Origin of the sequence: Marinobacter sp. Arc7-DN-1, from assembly GCF_003441595.1 — a bacterium.
In the GTDB taxonomy this organism is placed as follows: domain Bacteria; phylum Pseudomonadota; class Gammaproteobacteria; order Pseudomonadales; family Oleiphilaceae; genus Marinobacter; species Marinobacter metalliresistant.
On the sequence record NZ_CP031848.1, the window covers coordinates 2,564,665 to 2,588,158 of the forward strand.

Annotated in this window: 18 protein-coding genes and 1 pseudogene; 7 read left to right on the plus strand and 12 right to left on the minus strand. The window is 59.9% G+C overall.

Annotation, left to right across the window (positions count from 1 at the left end):
- Positions 1-7: 7 nt before the first annotated feature.
- Positions 8-344 (plus strand): annotated as a pseudogene (locus D0851_RS12090) (transposase); the annotation flags it as partial.
- A gap of 125 nt (positions 345-469) precedes the next feature.
- Positions 470-814 (plus strand): hypothetical protein, encoded by a 345-nt coding sequence (locus D0851_RS12095; RefSeq protein ID WP_099618196.1) that lies wholly within the window; start codon positions 470-472, stop codon positions 812-814.
- 10 nt (positions 815-824) lie between these two features.
- On the opposite strand, the gene D0851_RS12100 is transcribed toward D0851_RS12095, so the two are convergent.
- The gene (locus D0851_RS12100; RefSeq protein ID WP_117618872.1) at positions 825-2,111 is read right to left on the minus strand and encodes a serine hydrolase domain-containing protein; all 1,287 of its coding nucleotides are present in this window, start codon (positions 2,109-2,111) and stop codon (positions 825-827) included.
- Positions 2,112-2,227: 116 nt separating this feature from the next.
- Positions 2,228-3,418 (minus strand): sensor domain-containing diguanylate cyclase, encoded by a 1,191-nt coding sequence (locus tag D0851_RS12105; protein ID WP_117618873.1) that lies wholly within the window; start codon positions 3,416-3,418, stop codon positions 2,228-2,230.
- Positions 3,419-3,644: 226 nt separating this feature from the next.
- On the opposite strand from D0851_RS12105, the gene ybaK reads away from it, so the two are divergent.
- Positions 3,645-4,115, plus strand: coding sequence for a Cys-tRNA(Pro) deacylase (ybaK, locus tag D0851_RS12110; RefSeq protein WP_117618874.1), 471 nt, complete (start codon positions 3,645-3,647; stop codon positions 4,113-4,115).
- Between the two features lie 188 nt (positions 4,116-4,303).
- On the opposite strand, the gene D0851_RS12115 is transcribed toward ybaK, so the two are convergent.
- From D0851_RS12115 to D0851_RS12155, 9 genes are all read right to left on the minus strand, one after another.
- Positions 4,304-6,547, minus strand: a complete 2,244-nt coding sequence (locus tag D0851_RS12115; RefSeq protein WP_117618875.1) for an NADP-dependent isocitrate dehydrogenase — start codon at positions 6,545-6,547, stop codon at positions 4,304-4,306.
- A gap of 426 nt (positions 6,548-6,973) precedes the next feature.
- The gene (locus tag D0851_RS12120) at positions 6,974-8,962 is read right to left on the minus strand and encodes an acetoacetate--CoA ligase (RefSeq protein WP_117618876.1); all 1,989 of its coding nucleotides are present in this window, start codon (positions 8,960-8,962) and stop codon (positions 6,974-6,976) included.
- A gap of 16 nt (positions 8,963-8,978) precedes the next feature.
- Positions 8,979-9,758: a 3-hydroxybutyrate dehydrogenase gene (locus D0851_RS12125; protein WP_117618877.1), complete on the minus strand. Its 780-nt coding sequence runs from the start codon at positions 9,756-9,758 to the stop codon at positions 8,979-8,981.
- A 13-nt stretch (positions 9,759-9,771) separates the two neighbouring features.
- Positions 9,772-11,136 (minus strand): TRAP transporter large permease, encoded by a 1,365-nt coding sequence (locus D0851_RS12130; RefSeq protein WP_117618878.1) that lies wholly within the window; start codon positions 11,134-11,136, stop codon positions 9,772-9,774.
- On the minus strand, positions 11,136-11,774 hold the full coding sequence (locus D0851_RS12135) for a TRAP transporter small permease subunit (protein WP_117618879.1): 639 nt from the start codon (positions 11,772-11,774) through the stop codon (positions 11,136-11,138). The genes D0851_RS12130 and D0851_RS12135 overlap by 1 nt, the downstream gene beginning before the upstream one ends.
- 116 nt (positions 11,775-11,890) lie before the next feature.
- Positions 11,891-12,943, minus strand: coding sequence for a TRAP transporter substrate-binding protein (locus D0851_RS12140; protein WP_117618880.1), 1,053 nt, complete (start codon positions 12,941-12,943; stop codon positions 11,891-11,893).
- Between the two features lie 326 nt (positions 12,944-13,269).
- Positions 13,270-14,682: a sigma-54 interaction domain-containing protein gene (locus D0851_RS12145; RefSeq protein WP_117618881.1), complete on the minus strand. Its 1,413-nt coding sequence runs from the start codon at positions 14,680-14,682 to the stop codon at positions 13,270-13,272.
- Positions 14,683-14,830: 148 nt separating this feature from the next.
- Positions 14,831-16,939, minus strand: coding sequence for a 3-hydroxybutyrate oligomer hydrolase family protein (locus tag D0851_RS12150; RefSeq protein ID WP_117618882.1), 2,109 nt, complete (start codon positions 16,937-16,939; stop codon positions 14,831-14,833).
- A 243-nt stretch (positions 16,940-17,182) separates the two neighbouring features.
- Positions 17,183-17,539 (minus strand): DUF6164 family protein, encoded by a 357-nt coding sequence (locus tag D0851_RS12155; protein ID WP_117618883.1) that lies wholly within the window; start codon positions 17,537-17,539, stop codon positions 17,183-17,185.
- An 88-nt stretch (positions 17,540-17,627) separates the two neighbouring features.
- Between D0851_RS12155 and D0851_RS12160 the strand changes: the two genes are divergently transcribed.
- Genes D0851_RS12160 through D0851_RS12175 form a run of 4 tightly spaced genes read left to right on the plus strand, consistent with a single transcriptional unit; the run spans position 17,628 to position 22,148 of the window.
- Positions 17,628-19,040 carry a DUF2868 domain-containing protein gene (locus D0851_RS12160; protein ID WP_117618884.1) on the plus strand — a complete coding sequence of 471 codons (1,413 nt, stop codon included), beginning with the start codon at positions 17,628-17,630 and terminating at the stop codon, positions 19,038-19,040.
- The gene (locus D0851_RS12165) at positions 19,037-20,467 is read left to right on the plus strand and encodes a GTPase/DUF3482 domain-containing protein (RefSeq protein ID WP_117618885.1); all 1,431 of its coding nucleotides are present in this window, start codon (positions 19,037-19,039) and stop codon (positions 20,465-20,467) included. Before D0851_RS12160 ends, D0851_RS12165 begins: the two co-directional genes overlap by 4 nt.
- Positions 20,468-20,517: 50 nt before the next feature.
- The gene (locus D0851_RS12170; RefSeq protein ID WP_117620386.1) at positions 20,518-20,913 is read left to right on the plus strand and encodes an ectoine synthase; all 396 of its coding nucleotides are present in this window, start codon (positions 20,518-20,520) and stop codon (positions 20,911-20,913) included.
- Positions 20,914-20,924: 11 nt separating this feature from the next.
- Entirely contained in the window at positions 20,925-22,148 is a 1,224-nt protein-coding gene (locus tag D0851_RS12175; protein WP_117618886.1) for a CynX/NimT family MFS transporter, read from the plus strand.
- 51 nt (positions 22,149-22,199) lie between these two features.
- On the opposite strand, the gene D0851_RS12180 is transcribed toward D0851_RS12175, so the two are convergent.
- Entirely contained in the window at positions 22,200-23,375 is a 1,176-nt protein-coding gene (locus tag D0851_RS12180) for a type III PLP-dependent enzyme (protein ID WP_117618887.1), read from the minus strand.
- Positions 23,376-23,494 lie beyond the last annotated feature (119 nt).

The following is a 23,494-nucleotide window of genomic DNA, read 5'->3' on the forward strand; positions in this document are numbered from 1 at the left end:
CTCTCGCCGTATGCCCTGTTGTCCATATGAATACGTGGAGAAGGAATCTTTCAACCACCCCTACACCTTCGTGGCAGCCCAGACCGGCCTGGACGAGAAGACGGTACGGGAAATATTCAACGCCCGCGCCGAGTTCCTGGGTCGCTGGCACCGCTTCGAGACGCCCCGCATTTTGGGCATCGACGAGCTGTACCTGAACAAGCGCTACCGCTGCATTCTGACCAACATCGAGGAGAGGACCCTGCCCGATCTGCTGGCCACCCGCCGTCAAAGCCGTGCTGCCACAAGCCCGAATCGTCGTCGATAAGTTCCATCTGGTGCGCATGGCCAACGATGCCCTGGATGAGTGGAAAATCCGTATACCCCATTTTTATTTATGGGCTGGCAGAATCCGCATGCGGCTCAGGCAACAGAACCCCTGCTATAGTTCCCTGTAGACAAGAAATTTCCCACCCTTACAGGAGCTACCATGACCCAGACATCCGTGGCGGATACCCTGCGTGAATACCTGTCACTGCTGGAACTGCTGGACGATGCCTACTGGGAAGCCAGCAGCATTCATCACAAGGACATGCTGTATGACATCATCAGCATCTTCAGCCAGGAAGTGGCCGAGATCAACAAGCTCAGCATCCAGGATCACCACTATCCCTACGAAGTGATTACGGAAGGTATCAGGCGGGTTGTCCCAAAACTGGAACGGCTGGATGAAAACCGGGAGGACGTGATCCAGCGCACCCAGACACTGACCGATTTCCGCGACATACTGTCGTCTGTGCTGGGCATTCTGGAAGCACAGCTGCGAACCATGTGAGGCCTCCGCCTCAGGCGGCAATCATCGGTCGCCGGTGCTCCGGGATCAGTGGGAACCGGTTGCAGACAGTGTAGACAAACTTCCCCAGTGCCGGCAGGTGATGGCCAACAATCGGAAAGCCGGTGTTGAGCAGGCTGACCGAGATATCCCGGGCAGCATCGGCCCAGCACAGCTTGTTGATCAGACCAACATGGCCAAAGGCAAACCGGCTCTGCTGTCCCCAGAGACCCACCGGATTTCCGCCCAGCATCATGCCGGCACTGAACCGCATGGGCACCATCATGGTCCGGTCGATCTGGAGCGAGCCGAACTGCTGGATGGCACGACGAATGGTGAGCTCACTGCAGACCCGCCGGCCATTCCAGAGGCCCCCGTTCAGCATCATCTGGAAAAAACGCCCCATTTCTTCTGCTGTCCCACACAGGTTCCCTGCCGGGATCACAGCCTCCTGAAAGCGGGGGTCGCTGGCAACCCTCTCAACTGTCCGGATGTCGCCACCCAGGGCCCGGTTTACTATCCAGGAAACCGGGAACCTGGGCGTCGGACCGGTGGCGTAATTACTGGCCAGATCATTCAGGTGCTCGGGGGCAATGCCATAGGTAAACCATTTCATGCCCATCGGCCGGCGCAGGTGCCGGTCGAGATAGTTTTCGATGGTGTCCCCGGTGACACTCTCCAACACCCGCTGTAACACAAAGCCACCGGTGATGGCATGGTAGGCAACCTTGGCACCGTCCACTTCCACAGGCCTGGCCGCGCATAACAGGCGCCAGATCTCGTCGCGATCCCACAACACATCAATGGGCGTTTCCCTCGGAATGGCCGGAATACCGCCGCGGTGGGAGAGGATTTGATGGACCGTGATGGTCCGTTTCCCATTACTGGCAAACTCCGGGCAATAGTAGGACACCGGATCCATCAGGTTAACCAGCCCCTGTTCCGCCAGAATATGCATCAGCAGGGCAGTTACCGCCTTGGAGGCGGAAAAGTAGCAGATCGGTGTATCGGTGGTCATCGGAACCCGGACCGCATTCGGGGGGTCGTGCGGTCCGTTGCCGGTGGCGTGGCCAATGGCGCGATGCAGGATCTGTTCGCCCTGGTGGCGAACAGAAATCTGGATTCCGGGGTGCACTCCTGTCCGGTAAAGCCCCTGGACGCTGCGCCAGATCGTCTCGACAGTCTCTTCACTGACACCTGCGGCTGCCGGATTTTCACCCGCAGCGTCCCGGAAGGTGACGGTCTCGAGATCTCCGGGAATCTGGCAGGTGTGAAGCGCACGACGGGCAAATCGGTTCATCTGGTCAAACCTTTATCAAGATGGTTGTTTTTATTCTATCTTCAATTCAGCCGACACAAATGACATTGGCCGGATGGCGTCCGGGCCAGCGTCAACGACTCCCCCCGGCAAGGGCCTCAGGACTCATTATGAACCTGGTCGTGGAGGTGCGCCATGGCCACACAGTTACGGCCCCAGCCCTTCGCCAGATACATTGCCTTGTCCGCGGCGGCACACAGTGCTGCCCCGTTCTGGGCGTGTTCGGGGTAGACCGCGACACCGACGCTGATGGTCAGTGGCACGGTTTTTCCGTCGCCCAGTGGCTGTGGCGCCCCGGCTACTTTGCGGCGCAAACGCTCGGCGGTGTCACGTGCTTCGTCCAGACCCATTTCCGGCAATACAATCACAAATTCTTCGCCCCCGAACCGACCGATGGAATCGACACTGCGGACGCTGCCCAACAGCAGACGACTGATAGAACGGAGCACCGAATCACCCGCGGCATGGCCGTAGGTATCGTTAACGTCCTTGAAATGGTCAAAATCAATCCAGAGCAAAGCCATCGGTCGCTGGTAACGCCTGGCCCGCTCCAGCTCCTCCTCCAGAACCCTCGACATTTCCCGCCGGTTGAAGAGTCCGGTCAGTGGATCCCGGATCGCCAGTTCCTCCAGCTCGGATTCCAACTCCTTGCGGTCGGAGATGTCCAGGACAATGCCCTCGAGCACGACCGTGCCGTCCTCCTCCTCAACACCCCGGCCACGCTCCCAGACCCAGATCCGGCTGCCGTCCTTACGGGTCAGGCCATATTCCAGTGAAAACGATTTGTCGTTCGCCAGTGCCGCCTTCACTTCGCAGAAGATACGCTCACCGTCCTCGTCGTCCATCAGGCTGGCATAACTGGTTACGCGGTTTTCTATCAGTTCCTCCGGCTCGTAACCCGTCAACCGGGCACAACCCCGGGAGACAAACAGCATGGTCCATTGGGGATCGTACCGGCACCGGTAGGCCATGCCCGGGAGGTTGTCCATCAACACCTGGAGCTGGCGCTCCCGTTTACGCAGCGCCAGACGCTGGCCGTGCTGCAGGGCCAGCAGCGCCCGGTCCCTGGTGAGCTGGCGGAAAAGCACCGAAAACAGCACCAGGCCGGTCGTAAGGACAAAAAAGAAGCCTTTCCAGGTCTGAACCATAGACAGGGTCTTCGGGTCCGGAAACCAGACCTCGGCAAGGGCATCGGAAAACATAATCCAGGCGAAGCCGGCGATCAGGTACACCGTAACTGCCCAGCCGGCCCGACGCAGAGGCGTCTGATTGCTGCTCAAAGTACTCATTCCCCGATGTTTCGCCCCTGAAGGCGCCATGGACACACTGTCACCAGCGTTTGGATTTTCATGATGTACGAAAAATAGTCATAAGGGGACTTCAAGTCGAGGGCCAAATGTCATTACCGGTAAAATCAGCGGGGTTCCTGTCCCTCTCCGCCCGCCAGCGAGCAGTTGTCGCTCTCGTCCTTAGCTGATCTAATCCCGGAATCCAGTCATTCCGAAGGAGCCGAGCATGACGCCGGGCATCAACGCCGCACGCAAGGCCAACGTGGCCCATTCCATTCACGAGTATGACCATGATCCGTCCAGCGAGAGCTACGGCACGGAAGCAGCCGAGAAAATGGCCGTTGATTCCGCCCGGGTGTTCAAGACACTGGTGGTCGCCATTGATGGCAAGGAGCTTGCTGTCGGCGTGGTTCCGGTGACCACCATGCTGAACATGAAGCTGATTGCCCGGGCAGCCCGCGGCAAAAAGGCCGCCATGGCCGACAAACAGTCTGTACAGCGCAGCACCGGTTACGTATTGGGCGGAGTCAGCCCCCTGGGCCAGAAAAGAAAACTCAAAACCTTTATTGATGCGTCCGCCCGGAATTTCAAAACCATTTTTGTCAGCGCAGGCCGCCGGGGTCTGGAAATCGAACTGGCACCGGGCGACCTGGCCCGGCTGACCGGAGGCACCTTTGCCCCGTTGCATCAGGAGTAAGCGATGAATCACGCCACGGGGTGGTTGCCATCGACGATGCATGGAGGGCAATTCTCTTCAGCGTGCTGCTGGTATTCGCCGAATGTTCATTTTGCCGCTGGTTATCGGCTCCACCGGCATAAAAAAGCCCGTAAGACCAACACAGTCTAACGGGCTCCCGACGGAGGGCCGGGCGTGATTCCGTATCCTTATTTCACAGACGCTCGCGCATCGGCAAGGATCTTGTTGAAGGTTTCGCTCGGCTGCATCACCTTGCAAACCTCCTCCGTCGGCGGATGGTAGTAACCACCGAGATCAGCCGGATGGCCCTGGATCACACTCATTTCCTCAAGGATCTTGTCTTTGTTCTCTTCCAGCTGTGTGGACAGCTTACCGAAGAACTCCTTCAGCTCCTTGTCCTCGTCCTGGTTGGCCAACTCTTCCGCCCAGTAACGAGCGAGGTGGAAGTGGGAACCACGGTTATCCAGCTCACCGGTAACACGGGACGGCGACTGGTTGTTCTCCAGCAGGCGCTCGGTGGCCTTGTCCAGGGTCTGGCCCAGCAGGCAGGCGCGATCGTTCTTCTGTTTCTCGCCCAGCTCGTCCAGGGATACCGCGATGGCCAGGAACTCACCCAGGGAGTCCCAGCGCAGGTGGTTTTCCTGCAGCAATTGCTGTACGTGCTTGGGCGCGGAACCGCCGGCGCCGGTCTCGTAAAGGCCTCCACCGTTCAGCAGCGGAACAATGGACAGCATCTTGGCACTGGTGCCGAGCTCCAGGATCGGGAACAGGTCGGTGAGGTAGTCACGCAGTACGTTGCCGGTCACGGAGATGGTATCCAGTCCGCGGATCAGGCGTTCCATGGTCCAGCGGATGGCGCGAACCGGCGACATGATGTGAATCTCGAGGCCTTCGGTGTCGTGCTCTTTCAGGTAAGTCTCGACTTTCCTGATCAACTGGGCATCATGGGCACGCTCATCATCCAGCCAGAACACGGCCGGCATGCCGGTTGCACGGGCGCGGTTGACGGCCAGCTTGACCCAGTCCCGGATCGGCAGGTCCTTGGTCTGACAGGCGCGCCAGATATCACCCTGCTCAACGTTGTGCTCGGTCAGTACGGTGCCGTCTTCGGTCACGACACGGACAATGCCGTCTTCCCTGATTTCGAAGGTTTTGTCGTGGGAACCATACTCTTCCGCCTTCTGGGCCATCAGGCCGACGTTCGGCACCGTCCCCATGGTGGTGGGATCAAAGGCACCGTGGGTCTTACAGAAGTTGATCACTTCCTGGTAGATGGTGGCGTAGGTGGACTCGGGCATCACCGCCTTGGTGTCCTTGAGCTTGTTATCCCGGGCCCACATCTTGCCTGAGTTACGGATCATCGCCGGCATGGAGGCATCGACGATCACATCACTGGGCACGTGCAGGTTGGTGATGCCCTTGACGGAATCGACCATGGCAATTTCCGGACGGTGCTCGTAGCACGCATGCAGGTCTTCCTGGATCTGCTCCTGCTTGGATTCCGGCAGCTGCTTGATCTTCTCGACCACGCTGGAAAGCCCGTTGTTCGGGTTAACGCCGATTTCGTCGAACAGGTCGCCGTACTTATCGAACAGGTCCTTGTAGAAAACCTTCACCGCGTGACCAAACACGATCGGGTGGGAGATTTTCATCATGGTGGCTTTCACATGCAGGGAGAACATGACGCCGGTCTTTTCGCAGTCTTCGATGGCATCTTCGAAGAACTTCACCAGGGCCTTCTTGCTCATGAACATGCCGTCCAGCACTTCGCCTTCCTGCAGCGGCAGGTCAGACTTCAGAACGGTCTGTTCGCCCTTCTTGTTCTCGAACACAATGCGCGCGTTGGTGGCCTTGTCCAGGGTCACCGACTGTTCACTGGAGTAGAAATCGCCACCGCGCATGTGTGACACGTGGGTACGGGAAGCAGGACTCCATTCGCCCATGGAGTGCGGGTACTTGCGGGCAAACGCCTTGACCGCGGCCGGAGCCCGGCGATCAGAGTTACCTTCACGCAGCACCGGGTTTACCGCACTGCCGAGGACTTTGGCATAGCGGGACTGGATTTCCTTCTCTTCGTCAGTCTCGGGGTGTTCCTTGTACTCGGGAACCTTGTAACCCTGTTCATTCAGCTCCTTGATAGCCGCACGCAGCTGCGGGATGGAGGCTGAGATGTTCGGCAGCTTGATGATGTTGGCGTCGGGGTCTTTGGTGTAGTCGCCCAGTTCGGCCAGGGCATCCGGAACCCGCTGATCTTCTTCCAGATAATCCGGGAAGGTCGCCAGAATACGCGCCGCGAGAGAGATGTCGCTGGTTTCAAACTCGATACCAGCCGGCTTGGCGTAGGTTTCCAGGATCGGAAGAAGTGACCGTGTCGCGAGGGCGGGCGCCTCGTCGGTCAGTGTGTAGACAATCTTGGCTTTGGATGATGTCATTTTCGTCCTCAGGCTATTGGGTGGGTTCAGGACGGTCACGGCGGGGTCAGGCGTCTTTTGAACGTCCGACCTGGGCAATGACTGATTAGGAACTTTTGATAGACTGACTAAGATACCATTTTTTCGTAAATTTTGGTTACGATCTTAGTATAAGAACAGACTAAAAATGCCTGATCTTCGATTACAAGACGATGAAATGGCGGGAATTTACGAAACTTTCTAACATTGCCTTGGAGTAGACGCGGGGCGGGTAAAGCCTCCCAAAACACGCTCCTTGCGGCACATCCCTGTGGCGCTTGGGCTCCGCCATCCATGGCTCCGCACAGTTTTGGGAGGCTCCACCCGCCCCGCTGTTGGGCTATTCAGGTGAGTTCCGCAGGAAGAATCTCGCCCGTTTTCAGCGACTTATTGTCAACAAAACCAGCCTTATTCCGGCAACAACCCGACCGCAGCCAACCGCTCCCGAATATGGTCCAGGGCCTCGGGATTCCCAAGAGCATCCCGGTTGTCCGCCTTTTTCGAGCCGTTGATCAACCGCGCCACCGCCAGTTCCACCTTCTTGCCGCTGCGGGTGTACGGAATGTCATTCACCTGCACGATGTGCCTGGGCACGTGGCGTGGGCTGGCGCCTTCGCGGATCCGGCTCTTGAGCTGTTTCAGCAGGTCGTCGGTGATGGCCTGGTCTTCGGCAGGGACCACCAGCAGGACCACTTCCACATCGCCTTCGATCTGGCGGCCAACCACCAGGCTGTCTTTGACTTCGGCCACGGTCTCTACCTGACGGTAGATTTCCGCGGTGCCGATGCGGACGCCGCCGGGGTTAAGGGTGGCGTCGGAGCGGCCGTAAATGATGGCGCCGCCGTGTTCGGTGAATTCGATGAAGTCACCGTGGGCCCAGACACCGGGAAAGGTATTGAAGTAGGCGTCGCGGTAGCGTTCGCCCTCTGGGTCCTGCCAGAAGCACACCGGCATGGACGGCAGTGGCTGGCGGCAGACCAGCTCACCGCGGCCGTCGCTGACCGGCTTGCCGTCATCGCCATAGGCAACGGCATCCACCCCGAGGAAGCGACACTGGATCTCACCGCGGCGCACCGGCAGCAGCGGGGTAGAACCCACGAAGCAGCCACAGATGTCGGTACCGCCGGCGATGGAGCCGAGCAGCGCATCGGGGGCGCCATCGGTGTACATCCAGTCGTAATCTTCCGGCAGCAGCGGGGAGCCGGTGGAGAACACGACCCGCAGCTTGCTCTGGTCCAGGGTTTTCGCGGGCTGGAGCTCGGCCTTGCGGCAGCCGGCGATGAACCGGGCACTGGTGCCGAAGTGAGTGACCTTCTCCTCCGCCACGGTGTCCCAGAGGAAGCTGAGGCTCGGATAACCCGGGGAGCCGTCGACGGTAATCACCGCCGCGCCGGTCATCAGGGCGGAGGCCTGCCAGTTCCACATCATCCAGCCGCACGTGGTGAAGTAGAGGAACCGGTCCTCCGGGCCCACATCGCCGTGCAGCATCAGTTCCTTGGCATGATTCACCAGCAGGCCGGCGTTGCCATGGACGATGCACTTGGGTTTACCAGTGGTGCCGGAGGAGTACAGGATATAAACGGGATGGTCCGGTGGCAGCGGGGTGAACGAGGGCGGCTTGCCAGCACCGAAGGTCAGAGCGTCTTCCCAGGTGGTAACCAGGTCACCCGAAACAGGCGCTTCGTCCGGCAGTTGCTGGACACTGACGACGGTTTTAAGCGTCGGCAAGCCGTTGACCAGCCCGGCAAAGTCCTGCTGGCGGGCAAAGACCTTGCCGCCATAGCCGTAGCCGTTCACCACGATCAGTGCGGCGGGTTCAATCTGGCCAAACCGGTCGAGAATAGCACCCACGCCGAAATCGGGCGAGGCGGAACTCCACACCGCACCAAGGCTGGTAGCGGCCAGCATGCCGACCATGGCTTCATAACCGTTGGTCACGACACCCGCGACGCGATCCCCCTGGCGGATACCCCTGCTTCGCAGGAAGGCCTCCAGGGCGCCGGCGTCTGCCTTGAGCCGGGCATAACTGCGGCGCAGCACCGGCCGGGTTTCGCAATAGGCCACCACGGCCTCGCGGTCCGCATGCTCACCATCCGCCAGCCGGAGCAGGTTGGCGGCGAAGTTGAGTTTCATGCCCGGGAACCACTGGGCACCGGGCATATCGCGCTTGCCCAAGACCTGGTTAGCCGGGGTATCGCACACCAGGCCGCAGTAATCCCATACCTTCTGCCAGAAGGTATCCAGCTCATCAATCGACCACTGATGCAGGGCATGGTAATCCTCGAAAGGGCCGAAGCCCTGCTGCTCCAGCCAGGCCTTGAACTGGCCCATGCGGGAATTTTTCAGGGTGTCTTCCGAGGGAGACCAGACTACCGGTGATTGCTCTGTGTGACTCATCCGTCTCTCCTGTTACTCACTGCATGTGCCAGCCATGGCTGACCACGATGGATTGGCCGGTCAGCGCCGCGGACGGGAAGGCCGCCAGGTGCACGGCCAGTTCAGACACGTCCTCCAGCGTGGTGAACTCTCCGTCCACCGTATTTTTCAGCATCACCTTGCTGATGACCTCTTCCTCGGAAATGCCCAGTTCCTTTGCCTGTTCGGGAATCTGTTTGTCCACCAGTGGTGTGCGGACAAATCCGGGGCAGATGATATTGCTGCGTACCCCGTGTTCCGCGCCTTCCTTCGCAACCGCCCGGCACAGGCCCAGCATGCCGTGCTTGGCGGCGACATAGGGTGACTTCAGTGGAGACGCCTCCAGGGAATGCACCGAACCCATGTAGAGCATGGTACCACCGCCATTGGCGTACATCTGGTTCAACGCAGCCCGGGTGACCAGAAAGGCACCGTCAAGGTGCACGCTCATGACCTTCTGCCAATCGGAGAACGCCAGTTTGTGCACCGGGTCGATATGCTGGATGCCGGCGTTGGCCAGGGCGATATCCAGGCCGCCCCACTTTTCAACAATGGCGGCGACACCATCATCAACTGCCTTTTCATCGGTGACATCCATGGCCAGGGCCATGGCGGTGCCACCGGCCTTTTCGATGGCATCAACGGCTTCCCGGGCACTCTCCAGGGTCAGGTCGGCAACCGCAACCCTGGCGCCCTCGCGGCCATAATGTTCGGCGATGGCCCGGCCGATGCCGCGGCCGGCACCGGTAATCAGGGCAATCCTGTTTTCCAGACGCATTGTTATTTTCTCCTTAATCGTAAGCCACGCTCGGCAACCAGGTCGCGATTTCCGGTACCAGGAACACGATAGCCAGGGCTGCCAGCTGAATAATGATGAACGGCACAACGCCACGATAGATATCCGTTACCTTGATCTCCGGCGGCGCCACACCCTTGATGTAGAACAGCGCGAAGCCCACCGGCGGGGTCAGGAACGACGTCTGCAGGCACATGGCAAACAGGATGGTGAACCACACCAGGTCAAAACCGAGCTGCTGTACTACCGGTGCCACCAGGGGCAGGATGATCAGGGTGATCTCGACCCAGTCCAGGAAGAAGCCGAGCAGGAAGACAGCAAACAGGATGGTGAGAACCACGCCATAGGGGCCGAAAGGCAGGCCCAGCAGGGCGTCCTCGATCACCTGGTCGCCACCCAGACCCCGCAGTACCACGGAGAACGCGGTTGCACCCAGGAAAATGGCAAAGATGAACGCCGCCGTGCGGGTTGTCTGCTGCATGGAGGAGTTGAGCACTTCCAGGTTCAGTCGGCCAGACATCAGGGCCAACAGCAGAGCGCCCAGTGCGCCGACACCGGAAGCCTCCGTTGGTGTCGCTATTCCGGCAAAGATGGAGCCCAGCACACCCAGAATCAACGCGGCCGTCGGTACAACGGCCTTCGCCACTTCCCAGACGATGCCCCATGTCACTTTCTCCGTACCCTCCGGCACCGGCGCAATGTGCGGTTGCAGCATGGGACGGATAATGGCGTAGGTCACGTACATGGCACCCAGCATCAGGCCGGGGAAGAACGCCCCCATGAATAGGTCGCCGACCGACGCTTCGGGAACCGCCAGCCGGTCAGCCATCAGCACCAGCATGATGGAAGGCGGAATCAGGATACCCAGGGTCCCGGTGGCACAGGCCGTGCCCACGGCAAACCCCTTGTCGTACTTGTTCTCCATCATCACGGGCAGGGACAGCATGCCCAGCAGCACCACGGACGCACCGATGATACCGGTGGTCGCTGCCAGCAGTACGCCGATGACAATCACTGTAACCGCATAACCTCCGCGAACGGCGCCAAACAGTTTTACCATGCTGTTCATCAGCCGCTCAGCCACGCCAGACTGGTCAAGCATGATGCCCATGAAGATAAACATGGGCAGGGCGACAAGGGTCTCGCTGTTTACGACCTTCCATATCCGCTCAGGCACAAGCCCCATGGAGGAGGAATAGTCAAACCATAGATTGGCGCCAAAATTTTCGACCGCGATTACACCGATGACTGTCCAGATAACCGCGGTGCCACCCAACACCCACGCAACCGGGTAACCGGTCATCAACAGCGCCCCGAACGTGAGGAACATGCCGATTACAAACAGGGTTTCAAGCTCCATCAGGACGCATCCTCTTTCTTGTTATCCCCGGACTCGACCCGGATTGGCTTCGGAAAGCCGAAAAGCAGGGCAGTGACTTTCAGCAGACGGGACAGGGCAGCGATAATCAGCAGCACAAAAGACAGTGCCAGAACGCCCTTGAGAATCCAGCGATAAGGAAGGCCGGCGGGTGCCTGGCTGGTCTCGCCCTGTTGCCAGGAACTGAAGGCGTAGGGGACCATTTCGTAAACCGCTAACACGAGAAACGGTAGCAACAGGAATACCAGGCCAAACAGTTCAATCCAGGCCTGGCCTTTGAGGGACAGGCGCTCATGGATCACATCCACCCTGACATGATCGTCGGTCACCAGGGTATAGCCCAGCCCCAATAACCAGCCTGCACCGGCCAGGTGCCACTGGACTTCCTCCAGGGTTACCGACCCCGAGCCAAAGGCATAGCGACCGACCACGGCGTAGATGATTACGCCGGTAACCACAACCCAAAGCCAGGAGGCACTCTTGCCTATTGCAGAAATCACAGCGTCCATAACCTGGCTGAGCCAGGTTGTCGGAAACTCCGTGTGATGATGAATAAATTGACCGGCGTCCGACACCGATGCCCGCACACCAGACGGTGAGCCTTTATCAGACACTGCCATACAACAGTTCCTCGTTCAGAAAGCATGCCGTGAAACAGGGATGGCCCCGCAGGGCCATCCAGACTGGATCAGAGAACACCGGATTATCTTCCGGTGCTCAGGGTCAGCCCCGAACCTTACAGGTCCGCCGGAACATAGGCGCGTGTATCCCAGATCTTGTAGGTTTCCATGAACTCCTGCTGGCTTTCGTACACACGCTTGAAGTCGGCATCCTTGGACGCTTCTTCCTCAAGCACTTCCTGAGTCACGTCTTTCAGCTTGAGCAGAACGTCGCGGGGAATCTGGTCGGCCTGAACGCCCTTGTCCTGGAACTCGGCCAGAACCTTGCCATTCTTGTACTCACCCTCGGCCAGGCCACGGGTGGTGGCAGCGGTACAGGAGGCCTCAACCAACGCCTTCTGCGCCTTTGTAGCCTTGTTCCACTCATCCTTGTTGATCAGCATGTACTGGGCAGTAAATTGCTGGTGCCAGCCCGGGAACAGGTTGTACTTGACCACCTGATCAAAACCAAGGATCTGGTCAATGGCAGGCATGGAGAATTCGGTCGCATCAATGGTGCCTTTCTCCAGCGCCTGGTATAGCTCGCCGCCGGGCATCATGGTCACGGAAGCGCCCAGCTTTTCGAGCACCTTGCCACCCAGACCGGCGAAGCGAATCTTCAGGCCCTTGTAGTCTTCCAGTGTCTTGATGGGCTTGGAATACCAACCGGCTGTTTCAGGCCCGATAATGCCGCACAGCTGCGCATACACATTGAAGCCCTTGTTGGCGTAGGTTTCCTGCAGCATTTCGTGGCCGCCCCCGTAGTAGTACCAGCCAATGTAGGCCGGCGGCTTCATGCCGAAGGGTACAGCAGCAAACAGCGGAATCGCAGGCACCTTACCCTGGTCGTAACCGATCCAGGTATAACCTGCCGAAACCTTGCCGTCGGATACAGACTGAAGAATGTCGAAAGGGGGAACCAGTTTTCCCGGCTCATAAACACGAACCTGGATACTGCCGTCAGACGCAGTGGTCAGGTTTTCGGCAACCCAGGCGGCGGGAGAGCCGAGACCGGGAAGGTTGGTCGCGAAGGCAACCGGCATTTTCCAGCGCAGTTCGTCTGCGAAAGCGGAACCTGTGGTAAGGGCGACCGCACCGGCCACACCGGCGAGAACCTTAAGAAGTTTCATTGGCAAGTCTCCTAGCGTTGTTATTGTATCTGGCCTGGCGGCGTACAACCTGAAAGGCCTGGTCTGAGTATAGACAGAAATGCAGGAAAAGACGGACAGGGCAAAGTCGGGAGTCCAACGGTTGGCGTCAGTCTTGTTCTCTGCATTGTTCTGACGTCCTGCCACCGGACAAAGGCAGGCATCATGCCAAAAAATACTTTCCCTTTTATTTCATATACTTAAAAATATACAGAAGGCTCCAACAGAAACAAATCGTCCGATAATCCAGACACATTTAGACATCAGTCGTAGGTGATTGTACGGACACCAGGACAATCGTCCGGATTTCAGGACAATCTGGCGAGCTTTTCATACAGCACCGATCGGGAAATACCTAAAAGCTTGGCGGCCCTGGTCCGGTTGCCACGACTGGCTACCAGGGCTTCCTCAATGGCCTGGGCCTCGGCTTCAGCAAGTGTCTGGGATAAGGGCCGGACCGGTTGCGACGTTAATGAGGAGACTGAACGACTGCCATTTCGGGGTAGCACCTTGAAGATCGCATCGGCATCCAGCAGGCCACCATCCTCACCCATGGTCAGCGCCCGCTCCAGAACGTTCCGCAATTCCCGAATATTGCCGGGCCAGTCATAGCTGCCCAGGGCCGAAACGCCGGCGTCCGTAATTTCTCCCCGCAGCTCCAGGCCTTCACAAACCTCTTCCAGCAAGGCCTCGCAGAGCACCCCGAGGTCCGCCAGCCGGTCTCGCAAGGGTGGAATCGAAATTTCCAGAACGTTGAGCCGGTAATAGAGATCGGAACGGAACCCCCCTTCGGAAATCATGACTTCCAGATTGCGACTGGTAGCGGCAATAACCCGGACATTCACCGGAACAACTTTGTTGGAGCCCAAAGGTTCAATCTCCCCTTCCTGCAGCGCCCGGAGCAGTTTGGCCTGCAATGGAAGGGGCATATCACCCACCTCGTCCAGGAAAAGAGTGCCGCCATTGGCAAGCTGAAACTTGCCTTCCCGGGTTCTCCGATCCGCGCCGGTATAGGCACCCGGGGCCACCCCGAAAAACTCCGCTTCCAGCAGGTTGTCTGGAATGGCGGCTACATTGACACCCACAAACGGCTTTTCGGCACGGGCGGAAACCGAATGGATGGCCTGGGCCAGAACTTCCTTGCCGGTTCCGGTTTCCCCAAGCAACAGCACCGGCATGTCCCGTCCGGCAGCCAAGCGAGCCCGCCGCTTGACTTCAAGTGCGGCCGGGCTGGCACCGACAAAATCGCCCAGGCTGTACCGGGTTCCTCGCGCCTTCCTCGCCAAAGCCTTGCGGGCGGCAGCCAGATCCTGATGAAGTCGCCGGTATTTAGAAACCAGCGGCGTCAAGGGCTGCAGATCGTCATACAGGACAAACGCGACCGCGCCGACAATCTGTCCTTCCTCATCGTAAAAGGGGAGCCGGGTCACCACCAGCTGTTGCTGGTTGTGCTCCATGATATCCAGCAGCAGAGGCTTTCCGGTTTCGACCACCTCCGGCATCCGGGTCTGGGGAATCACCTGACGTACCGGCTTGCCAATGACCCGCGAAGGATCTCCCAGGCCCAGCAGGTGAGAATAGCTGGCGTTGATCCAGGTAATCCGGGCGTCCCGGTCCACGGCGATGGCACCGGCACTGGCCTCCTCAAACATCGGAAACAGGGCTTCAATCAGGTCCCGGGTCAGGCCACTCTTGTTCTTATCGGTAAACAGCTCTGTCATGTACCGCGCACCAACGGGTCGAATGTCATTCATGGTTAAAACCCCCGCACCCGGCCAGGCCGGATGCAGTCACGGAAGTATATGGGGCCCCCGGAGCGGGGGCAAACAAAGCCGGCCCGACACCAGCCCGGGCCGGCGAGCGACGCGGTTACTCCGGGATCCGGAGCTGGTTATCCACAAACACAATGCGGTCACCCTGGTCCGGGGCAGGATTGATTGCCGGCAGATTCACTTCCGCCAACGGTGTTGTGATGGCACCCCGGGGCACGGTCCGGACCACCTGGCTCGGTGGCAACGGCTGCTTCTCCGTCAGATTCGCCCAGACCAGATCCAGTGCCTGGAAGTAGTAGTGGTGCAGCGGAACATAGCGGTCGGCAACGCCCGGGAAACCGTTGAGCACGTCCAGATGATGGGCGTTCAGGATTTCGTAGTAACTCAGGTTGCTCTTGCCGCCTTCCACCCGCTGGTTCAGACCAAAATAGGGCCGGGAGGTATGATTAATGGGCAGGATGGCATCGGCGCGCCCGGTAACGAAAACCGCCGGCTTGCCCTGCAGATCACCGGTAGCACGCACTTCAGCAATGCCCTCAGCAATGGCGGATGCCAGCTCGGCTTGCGGGCCTGTCAGGGCCGCACCCGTCACCGCGTCACTGCCCCGGGCGAGGCTGCGCAGGCAAAGCAGGGCATCAAGGCCGTAATCGGGCTGACTGGAACTGGGCGAGGCACTGGCTGCGAGGTTGGTGGGCTGGCCCTCAGCGCTGTCATACACAATATTCACCCCGGCTGACGGCGGAATGCCGTTACTGGTCGCAAACAGGGCCGCCTCGGCGGCGGGCGCCAGTTGCGTCACCGCCCAGGCTGAATCGGTGGCGGCCAGGCTGAGGTCACATACCCGGTCTTCAACACCGGCGCGGCCGTAGGCATTGGCGTAGGTCAGCGAAATGCTCTGGGCCACGGCCAGCCCGAAGTGCACCGGCGCCAGCAGGTTCTGCTCAGGCTGAACCCCGAACCCCTCGTTCAGTATGCGCAAGGCATCGGTGGCCCGGTCGTCCAGGGTGGCACCGGTCACCAGCCCCTTATTGGCGAGCGAGTTACAGATGTTCTCGCCGATCACCGGAGGATTGAACGCCGCGTTCAGTGGCGCGGTGTCACGAATCGCCGGCGCCTGGTTGGCGCAACCCTGGTACACGGCCAGGGCCGTGGTGTAGTCCAGCAGGCTTCGGCTGTGCTCGGTAATCACCGGGCCTTCTCCCTGGCGGATGGTAAAGCTCCGGTCGACCGCCGGATTGACGTTTGGCTCGGATACGGCGATGCCATCAATCAGGCCATTCTTATCCTGTTCGGCGGCACGAATTGAAGCACCGCCGCCGTTGGACACACTGGACGCGATCACCAGAGTGTTCTTCGGCTTGATGGTCCGCAGAATCTCGCCATTGCCCAGCTCCCGGCCAAATTTTTCATTCAGCACGTAAAAGCCGAACTCGATGGACTGCAGCACATGGCGGCCCCAGTCTGCTTCCGGATTGGCCTTGGAATGGGCGTGCTTCCAGGCAAAGCGATCCGGCCAGCTGCTCTCGAACGCGGCCCTCTCTGCGTCGGTAAGGTCTGCCCGGAACTGAACGGCCCCGTCCGTGGCGCTCAGGGTGCCATCAATGCGTTGTGCGCTGTTGGTGGCAAGGTTGTGCGCACCGGTTCCCGTACCCTTGTCGGTATACACCACGGCACAGCCTTTCTTCAGACCCCATTCCCCGGCCGTGCCAATTGCACCGTAAATGCCACGGGAACCGGAGGACGGTGCCGTTACCATGCACGGGCGATCCGGATCAAAACTGTCTGGCACCTGGGCCATCACGGTCACCGGTACATCGGTACCAGGCACGGACATAAAGGCAATAAACTCCTCACCGGGAATCAGACCTTCACCGCCGCTACCCACCTGAGGACCAAAGAAGGTGCCGTAGCCGCCGCCCGGCGCAGTATCGACCAAAGCCCGGTAGTTGTTGTAAATCGCCAGACGCCGGAGTTCGGCGGCAGTGGGGTTGAGGGGATCAGCGAACGCCGGTGCCGGGCTACTGCCAAGACCAGTGGCACCCAGTCCTGCCGTCAGCAGGTCATCGGTAATGCCATCGTAGCTGGATTGCTGAATATCGCCCTGGACGAAATCAGGAATTTCATTGAACGGGGACTTGCCGTCCTTGCAGGCAGTCAACGCAAACCCCGTGGCGCCGATCAGGGCGAAGAGCATCATTCGTTTCATGGTCGTTCCTTGTTTGTTGTTGTTAACGAACGGGCCAGGCCCTGAGCCAGGCCCCGGGGAACGCCATGCGGATCCTGTGCCAATCACCCAGGGCATTGATTTTAAATGACCATATTTGAAATCCGGTAGATAGAGAGAAAGAATAATCCGGATATCCGGACAGTCCGGAGTGGGAAATGACGTAAAGATAGTGGTAAATACGAGCCTGGGCCAAGGTGTCCGGAAAATTGGACACCGTATGGATTATCGGACAAACGGCAACAGGCTCAGCCCCATAACCACCAAAATCGCCAGGCAGGCGGCCAGGGTCCTTAGCGGATGGCGTCTGAACATAAACCAGACACCGCCGGACTCGCCCCGGGCCAGGTTCTCCTCATAAACCCGCCGCTGGGTTTCCTGACGCTGCCGATGATAGGCCTCGAGCAACGCCCGGGCGCGGGCTGCCTCGTCGTCATCGTGTACCCAGAAGCCTCCCATACTGATACCCCAGCGGCTTGCCGGTGTCTCGTAATAAACCACGTCATGGGCTTCAAAAAGAGCCCGAATTTCGTCGGCTTCGTCATCGGGCACATGGCGCAGGTTCATCAGGTGGTGTGGCATGGCGGCTCGTTGTCTGGTATCGGAAGCGGGAATCCCTATATCCTAGCATCAAAGCATGATTGGCCGAATTCACCACCCGGGACACTGAATGACCGATAGCCCCCTCCGACTGCTGCTGGGTTTTGATGCCCAGGCCCAGCGGGACAAGTCACAGTCGCTGACCTTCCTCCATCGCCGGGACCGCAAGTTCGCACTGATCTGCGAAGAGCAGGGCGTTGACCCGAATGCGGCTCTTTGGCTGGCACACCTGAACCGTCTGAGCGGACCCGACACGACACCGTCAGCAGCGGACCAGACCCTGGGTTTCTGGCGCCGGGTCCATGCGGGTTTTGCAGCGGTCGGCCTTATCACAGGACTGCTTACCATGGCCGGACTGCTGTTTTACGACGGTGGCCAGCGTATCAATATCACCGTCTTGCTCGGCTTCGTGTTGCTCCAGTTGATACTCGCCCTGTTCACCAGCCTGCAGTCACTGGTCGGATGGCAGCCCTGGCGCTGGCTTCTTCGACGCTTCCGGACCAGCCCGGCCAACATTGTGATCAGCAGGCTCCATCCTTTGCTGATGGCCAGGGCCGCCCACATCGGCGGTCTTTGCTTCGCCATCTCGGGACTGGCCACACTACTGGTGCTGGTGGTGGTACAGGATCTCGCCTTCGGCTGGAGCACCACACTGGAGACGGCTGCCGCAAACTACCACCGGCTGGTGCAAATCATAGCTGTACCCTGGACCTGGTTGTGGCCAGCGGCGGTTCCGGATCTCGCCCTGGTCGAAGCCACGCGCTTTTTCCGGGCCGGAATAGATAATGCTAGCCCGGATCCCGGCCTCTGGGGCCAGTGGTGGCCGTTTGTCACCATGCTGTGGACAACCTGGGTACTGCTGCCGCGCCTGCTGATGTGGCTTGTGACTTCGGCCTTGATCCGGAACCGGGCTCGCCGGCTGCTATCCAGCCATCCGGCGATGCATGCGCTGTTGTACCGCATGGAAACGCCGGCCCTGGACACAGGCAATGAGCATAACGATGCCGACGACCTGCCGGATACCAGAGCCCGCGACAATCTGCTTCCGCTGCCTGAGAGCGACACCTTGCTGTGCTGGGCCGGAGCCGGCGAACCGGAACTGCCCGAAGCCCTGCGCTCAGGCAGGCACCTGATTCTCCGGGCCGGGGGCAGGGCCAGCCTCACAGACGACGAGCAGACCCTCAAGCAGGTGGCGGAGCACTGCCTGAAGACCCGTGGCAACGCCGTGATCCTGCTGACCCGGTGCTGGGAGCCGCCAACCGGCGAGCTTCAGGATTTCCTGGAATCGGCCCGCCGACTCTGGCCCGGTGGAATCCGGGTCGCGCTTGTACCCCTGGCGGCTGACACAAACCTCGAGCCGGATGCCCAACAGATCCAGCCCTGGCTCCGGTTCGCTGAGCGTGTCGGCAACGAGTTCGTGAGGGTGTCACTGCCACCGCTCCTGCGGCAGTTCCCTTACACGACCAGTGGGGAGCCCTCATGACACAAATACCCACCTTCGCCGTGGTCGGGCACCCGAACAAGGGCAAATCCAGCGTGGTAGCCACCCTGTCCCAGAACGATGCCATCGCCATTGCCCTGGAACCCGGCACCACCCGAAAACGCCAGGCCTATCCGCTGAAAGTGGACGGACAAACCCTGTACACCCTGGTGGACACCCCCGGCTTTCAACGCCCGAGACGGGTCCTGGAATGGCTGGAGGCCCACAGTGTGTCCGCCTCTGACCACGCCGACACCGTCAGGGCCTTTGTGACCCAGCACCAGGGCAATGGCCGCTTTACGGATGAATGCGAACTGCTGACACCGTTGCTGGAAGGCGCTGGCATTATCTATGTGGTGGATGGCTCGGTACCCTACAGCGCCGAACATGAGGCCGAGATGACCATCCTGCGCTGGACGGGCCGCCCGAGCCTGGCGCTGATCAACAGCATTGGTGCGGACGATTACAGCGACACCTGGCAGGCCGCGCTGGGCCAGTTCTTCCAGGTTGTTCGCAGGTTCGACGCCGTTCGCGCCCCGTTTGCACAACATCTCGGCCTGTTGCGGGCATTCGGCCAACTGGAGCCAGACTGGGAAAAGCCGCTTGAGCAGGCCACCGAGTTCCTGTCCGGGCAGCGGCGGCACCGCCGTCGGCAGGCCGCCGCGCTGGTTGCCAGAGCCCTGGAGGACATGATGTCGTTCCGGGAAAAACGCACCCTGACCGCCAGCCAGGCCGCCGAAACCAGCGACGGCTCACTGGCCGAACAGCTCCGCCAGCGCTGGTACCGTCATCAACGCCAGCGGGAACTGACCCTGCGTGTTGATATCGAGCATCTGTACCAGCACCAGCGCATCCGGCGCCAGGAAGCCGAGCTGGAGTGGCATAGCGAGCACGATCTGTTTTCCGAAGACAGCCGCAAGGCGTGGGCGGTCAGCAAACGCTACCTGGCAACTGCCGGTTTCGGCGCCGGAGCGGTGAGCGGAGCCGGCATCGACGCCCTGACCCTGGGTTCCTCCCTGGGAACCGGCGCCCTGGTGGGTGGGCTGATCGGCGCTGCCGGCAGTTATTTCTATGGCGACCGCCTCACCCTGCCGGCGCTGAACATCGGGGTGCTTCGGGACGGACTGAAAACAGCCACCTTCGGTCCTGTACAGGACAGCCAGTTCGGCTATGTTGTATTAGGGCGCGCGATTGATCACTGGTGGCACATCAGCCACCGGAACCACGCCGGCCGGGACCTGCTGGATCTGGAACCAGCGGGCCACCACTGGCTGGAAAGCCTTGATAAAAGCAGCCGACAGGACATCCAGCGGGCCTTCGACAAGTGCCGGAAACGGCGCCCCCTGGACCAGCGCCAAAGGGAGAAATTCACCGCAGCCATCGAGCAATCCATGGCGATCTACGACGACTGGCGGTTGAACCGGACCTGACAGGGATGTTTATACTGAAAGGCTGTTCCATCACACAATGGGGAATGCGAATGAAAATTGTACGAGTGCAAGACATCATTGGTACCGAGCGCGAAGTCACCGGTCCGGGCTGGACCAGTCGCCGGATGTTGCTTAAGAAGGACGGTATGGGTTTCTCCTTCCACGAAACCATCATTCCGGCCGGCGCAGAGCTCAACCTCTGGTACAAGCACCACCTCGAAGCGGTTTACTGCGTGGCGGGCAACGGCAGCATTCTGGACAAGGCCACTGGTGAAACCCACCAGATCACCGACGGCACCCTGTATGCGCTCGACAAGCATGACCAGCACACCCTGCGCGGTGGCACCGAGGACATGCGCCTGATCTGTGCCTTCAACCCGCCGGTCACCGGCCGTGAAGTGCACGACGAAGACGGCGCCTACCTGCCGGATACCAGTGAAGGCTGATTCGCTGATCCGTGGCTGAACACCAGGCCGCAACCACGCCGCCACCGCCAGCCAGGCTGCTGCCGGTGGCGGTGTTGCTTTGGCTCGCCGGCATTTATCTGCGTATACCCGTGCTGGTGGCCCCACCTCTGGCGCCGTTTATCAGTAATGAACTGGCACTGACCCAGGCCCTCACCGGGGCACTGACCACGCTGCCCATTCTGATGCTGGCCATCGGCGCCATGCCTGGCTCCCTGGCCATCGCCCGCATTGGTCCCCGGAACACCCTGGCTTTGGCCATGGTCATCATGGTGATCGGCTCCGCTGGCCGCGCCCTGGTACCCGACACCCTCACACTGATGCTGGCCAGCGCCGTCATGGGGTTTGGTGTGGCCATGATGCAACCGGCCTTGCCGGCACTTCTGCCGAGATGGCTCGAGCCCCACCACCTGGCCCTGGGTTCCGCCATCTACATGAACGGCATGCTGATGGGCGAGTTCATCAGCGCCGGTATGACCCTGCCAGTGCTCATGCCCCTGTTCGACAACAGCTGGCGCGCCACTCTCCTGGCCTGGTCACTACCGGCCCTGCTGGTGGCTGCTGCCCTCTACCTGCCCAAAAGAGAACAGGCAAAACCCGTGGGTAAAGTCGCCTGGCTTCCGGACTGGAGCAACCCGCTTACCCTGAAAATCGGCCTGCTTCTCGGCCTGTCCGGCTCCATGTTCTTCGGCCTCAATGCCTATATGGGCAACCTGCTGGAACAGCAGGGTCAGTTCGGCAAACTCTCCGACGCCCTGTTCTGGTTCAACCTCGCCCAGGTCCTCGCGTCCCTGATCATGCTCAAAATGGCCCGGGCCTGGGTCGGCCGCCGCTCCACCATCATCGTTACCGCTGCCCTGAGCATCCTGGGCGCCCTCGGCGCCATCACCGTCACCGGCTGGTGGTCCATCGTCAGCGCGACCCTGATGAGCCTGACCTCAGGCATCCTCCTGATCCTCCTGGTCGCCGTGCCACCCCTGGTCACAATCTCCCAGGAAACCGGCCGCCTCTCCGCCGGCACCTTCCTGGTCGGTTACACCCTGGCCTTCTCCATCCCCATGCTCGGCGGCCTGGTCGCCGACTGGACCGGCGACGCCAGACACGCCATTCTCACCATCATCGCCTATAGCCTGCTGGTTCTGCCCTGGGCCTTCACGCTGGACCTGAAACACAGCCCGGAAGCTGATCCTTTAAAAGCTGAAAATGGGGTCAGGTGAAAATGGGGTCAGAAGAAAGCTTTCTTCTGACCCCTTGGCCAGACCCCAAACCTAGATGTAGTAGTCCTTCAACGGGGGAAACCCGTTAAATTCAATAGCGCTATAGGTAGTCGTGTAAGCCCCGGTAGAGAGCCAATACATCCGATCCCCAATAGCGAGATTCAAAGGCAGCGGATACTTGTGGTGCTCATACATGATATCGGCACTGTCACAGGTGGGCCCGGCAATCACGCAGTCCTCGCCTTCGCCCACCTTCTCCGTCCAGATCGGAAACTTGATCGCCTCATCCAGGGTCTCGATCAGCCCGGAAAACTTGCCCACATCGGTAAATACCCAGCGGTGCAGGGCCGTTCGCGATTTCCTGGAAATCAGCACCACCTCACTTACCAGCACGCCGGCATTGGAAATCAGCGAGCGGCCAGGCTCAATGATGATCTCCGGCAGCTCGGCACCGAAATCCTCGTGCAGGAACCGGGCAATCTCCTCCGCGTACACCTTCAGTTCATTGGTGCGAGTGATGTAATTGGCCGGAAAGCCGCCGCCCATGTTGATCATCTTCAGCTCGATGCCATCTTCTTCCTTCAGGCGCTCGAAAATCACCTTCACCTTGTTCAGGGCCGCGTCCCAGGCGCCGATTTCCCGCTGCTGGGAGCCAACATGGAAGGACACACCGTAAGGTACCAGGCCCAGATCACGGGCCAGGATCAGCAGATCCATGGCCATATCGGTCTGGCAGCCAAACTTGCGGGACAAGGGCCAGTCCGCTGTCAACGTGCCTTCGGTCAGGATACGTACGTACACCCTTGAGCCCGGTGCCGCCTTGGCAATATTGCGTAGATCCGCCTCGGAGTCGGTGGCAAACAGGCGCACGCCCTTCTCGTAGAAGGTGCGGATGTCCTTGGCCTTCTTGATGGTATTGCCGTAGCTGATGCGCTCTCCGGTCACACCCAGGGCCATCACCTTGTCCAGCTCATACACCGACGCAATGTCGAAACAGGCACCCTTGTCACGCAGCATGGTCAGGACCTGCGGGGCGGGGTTGGCTTTCACCGCGTAGTACACCCTGGCGTAGGGGAAGCCTTCCACCAGCTCATCGTACTGGCGATCAACCGTGGCGGTATCAATCACCACGAACGGGGTTTCCCTGCCATCTGCAAAGTCTTTGATACGTTTGAACGTCTCGGCGCTGTAATAATCGGCGATGTTAGCGTTGGCTGACTCGGTCATGGATGGTGTTTCCCTCCACAGGGCAAACAGGCATAAAAAAAGGCGCCACAGCAACGCTGCAGCACCCGTTAGATGGCGCGATCATCAGGCTTTTTTTCAGGCCCGGATATGAGCATATC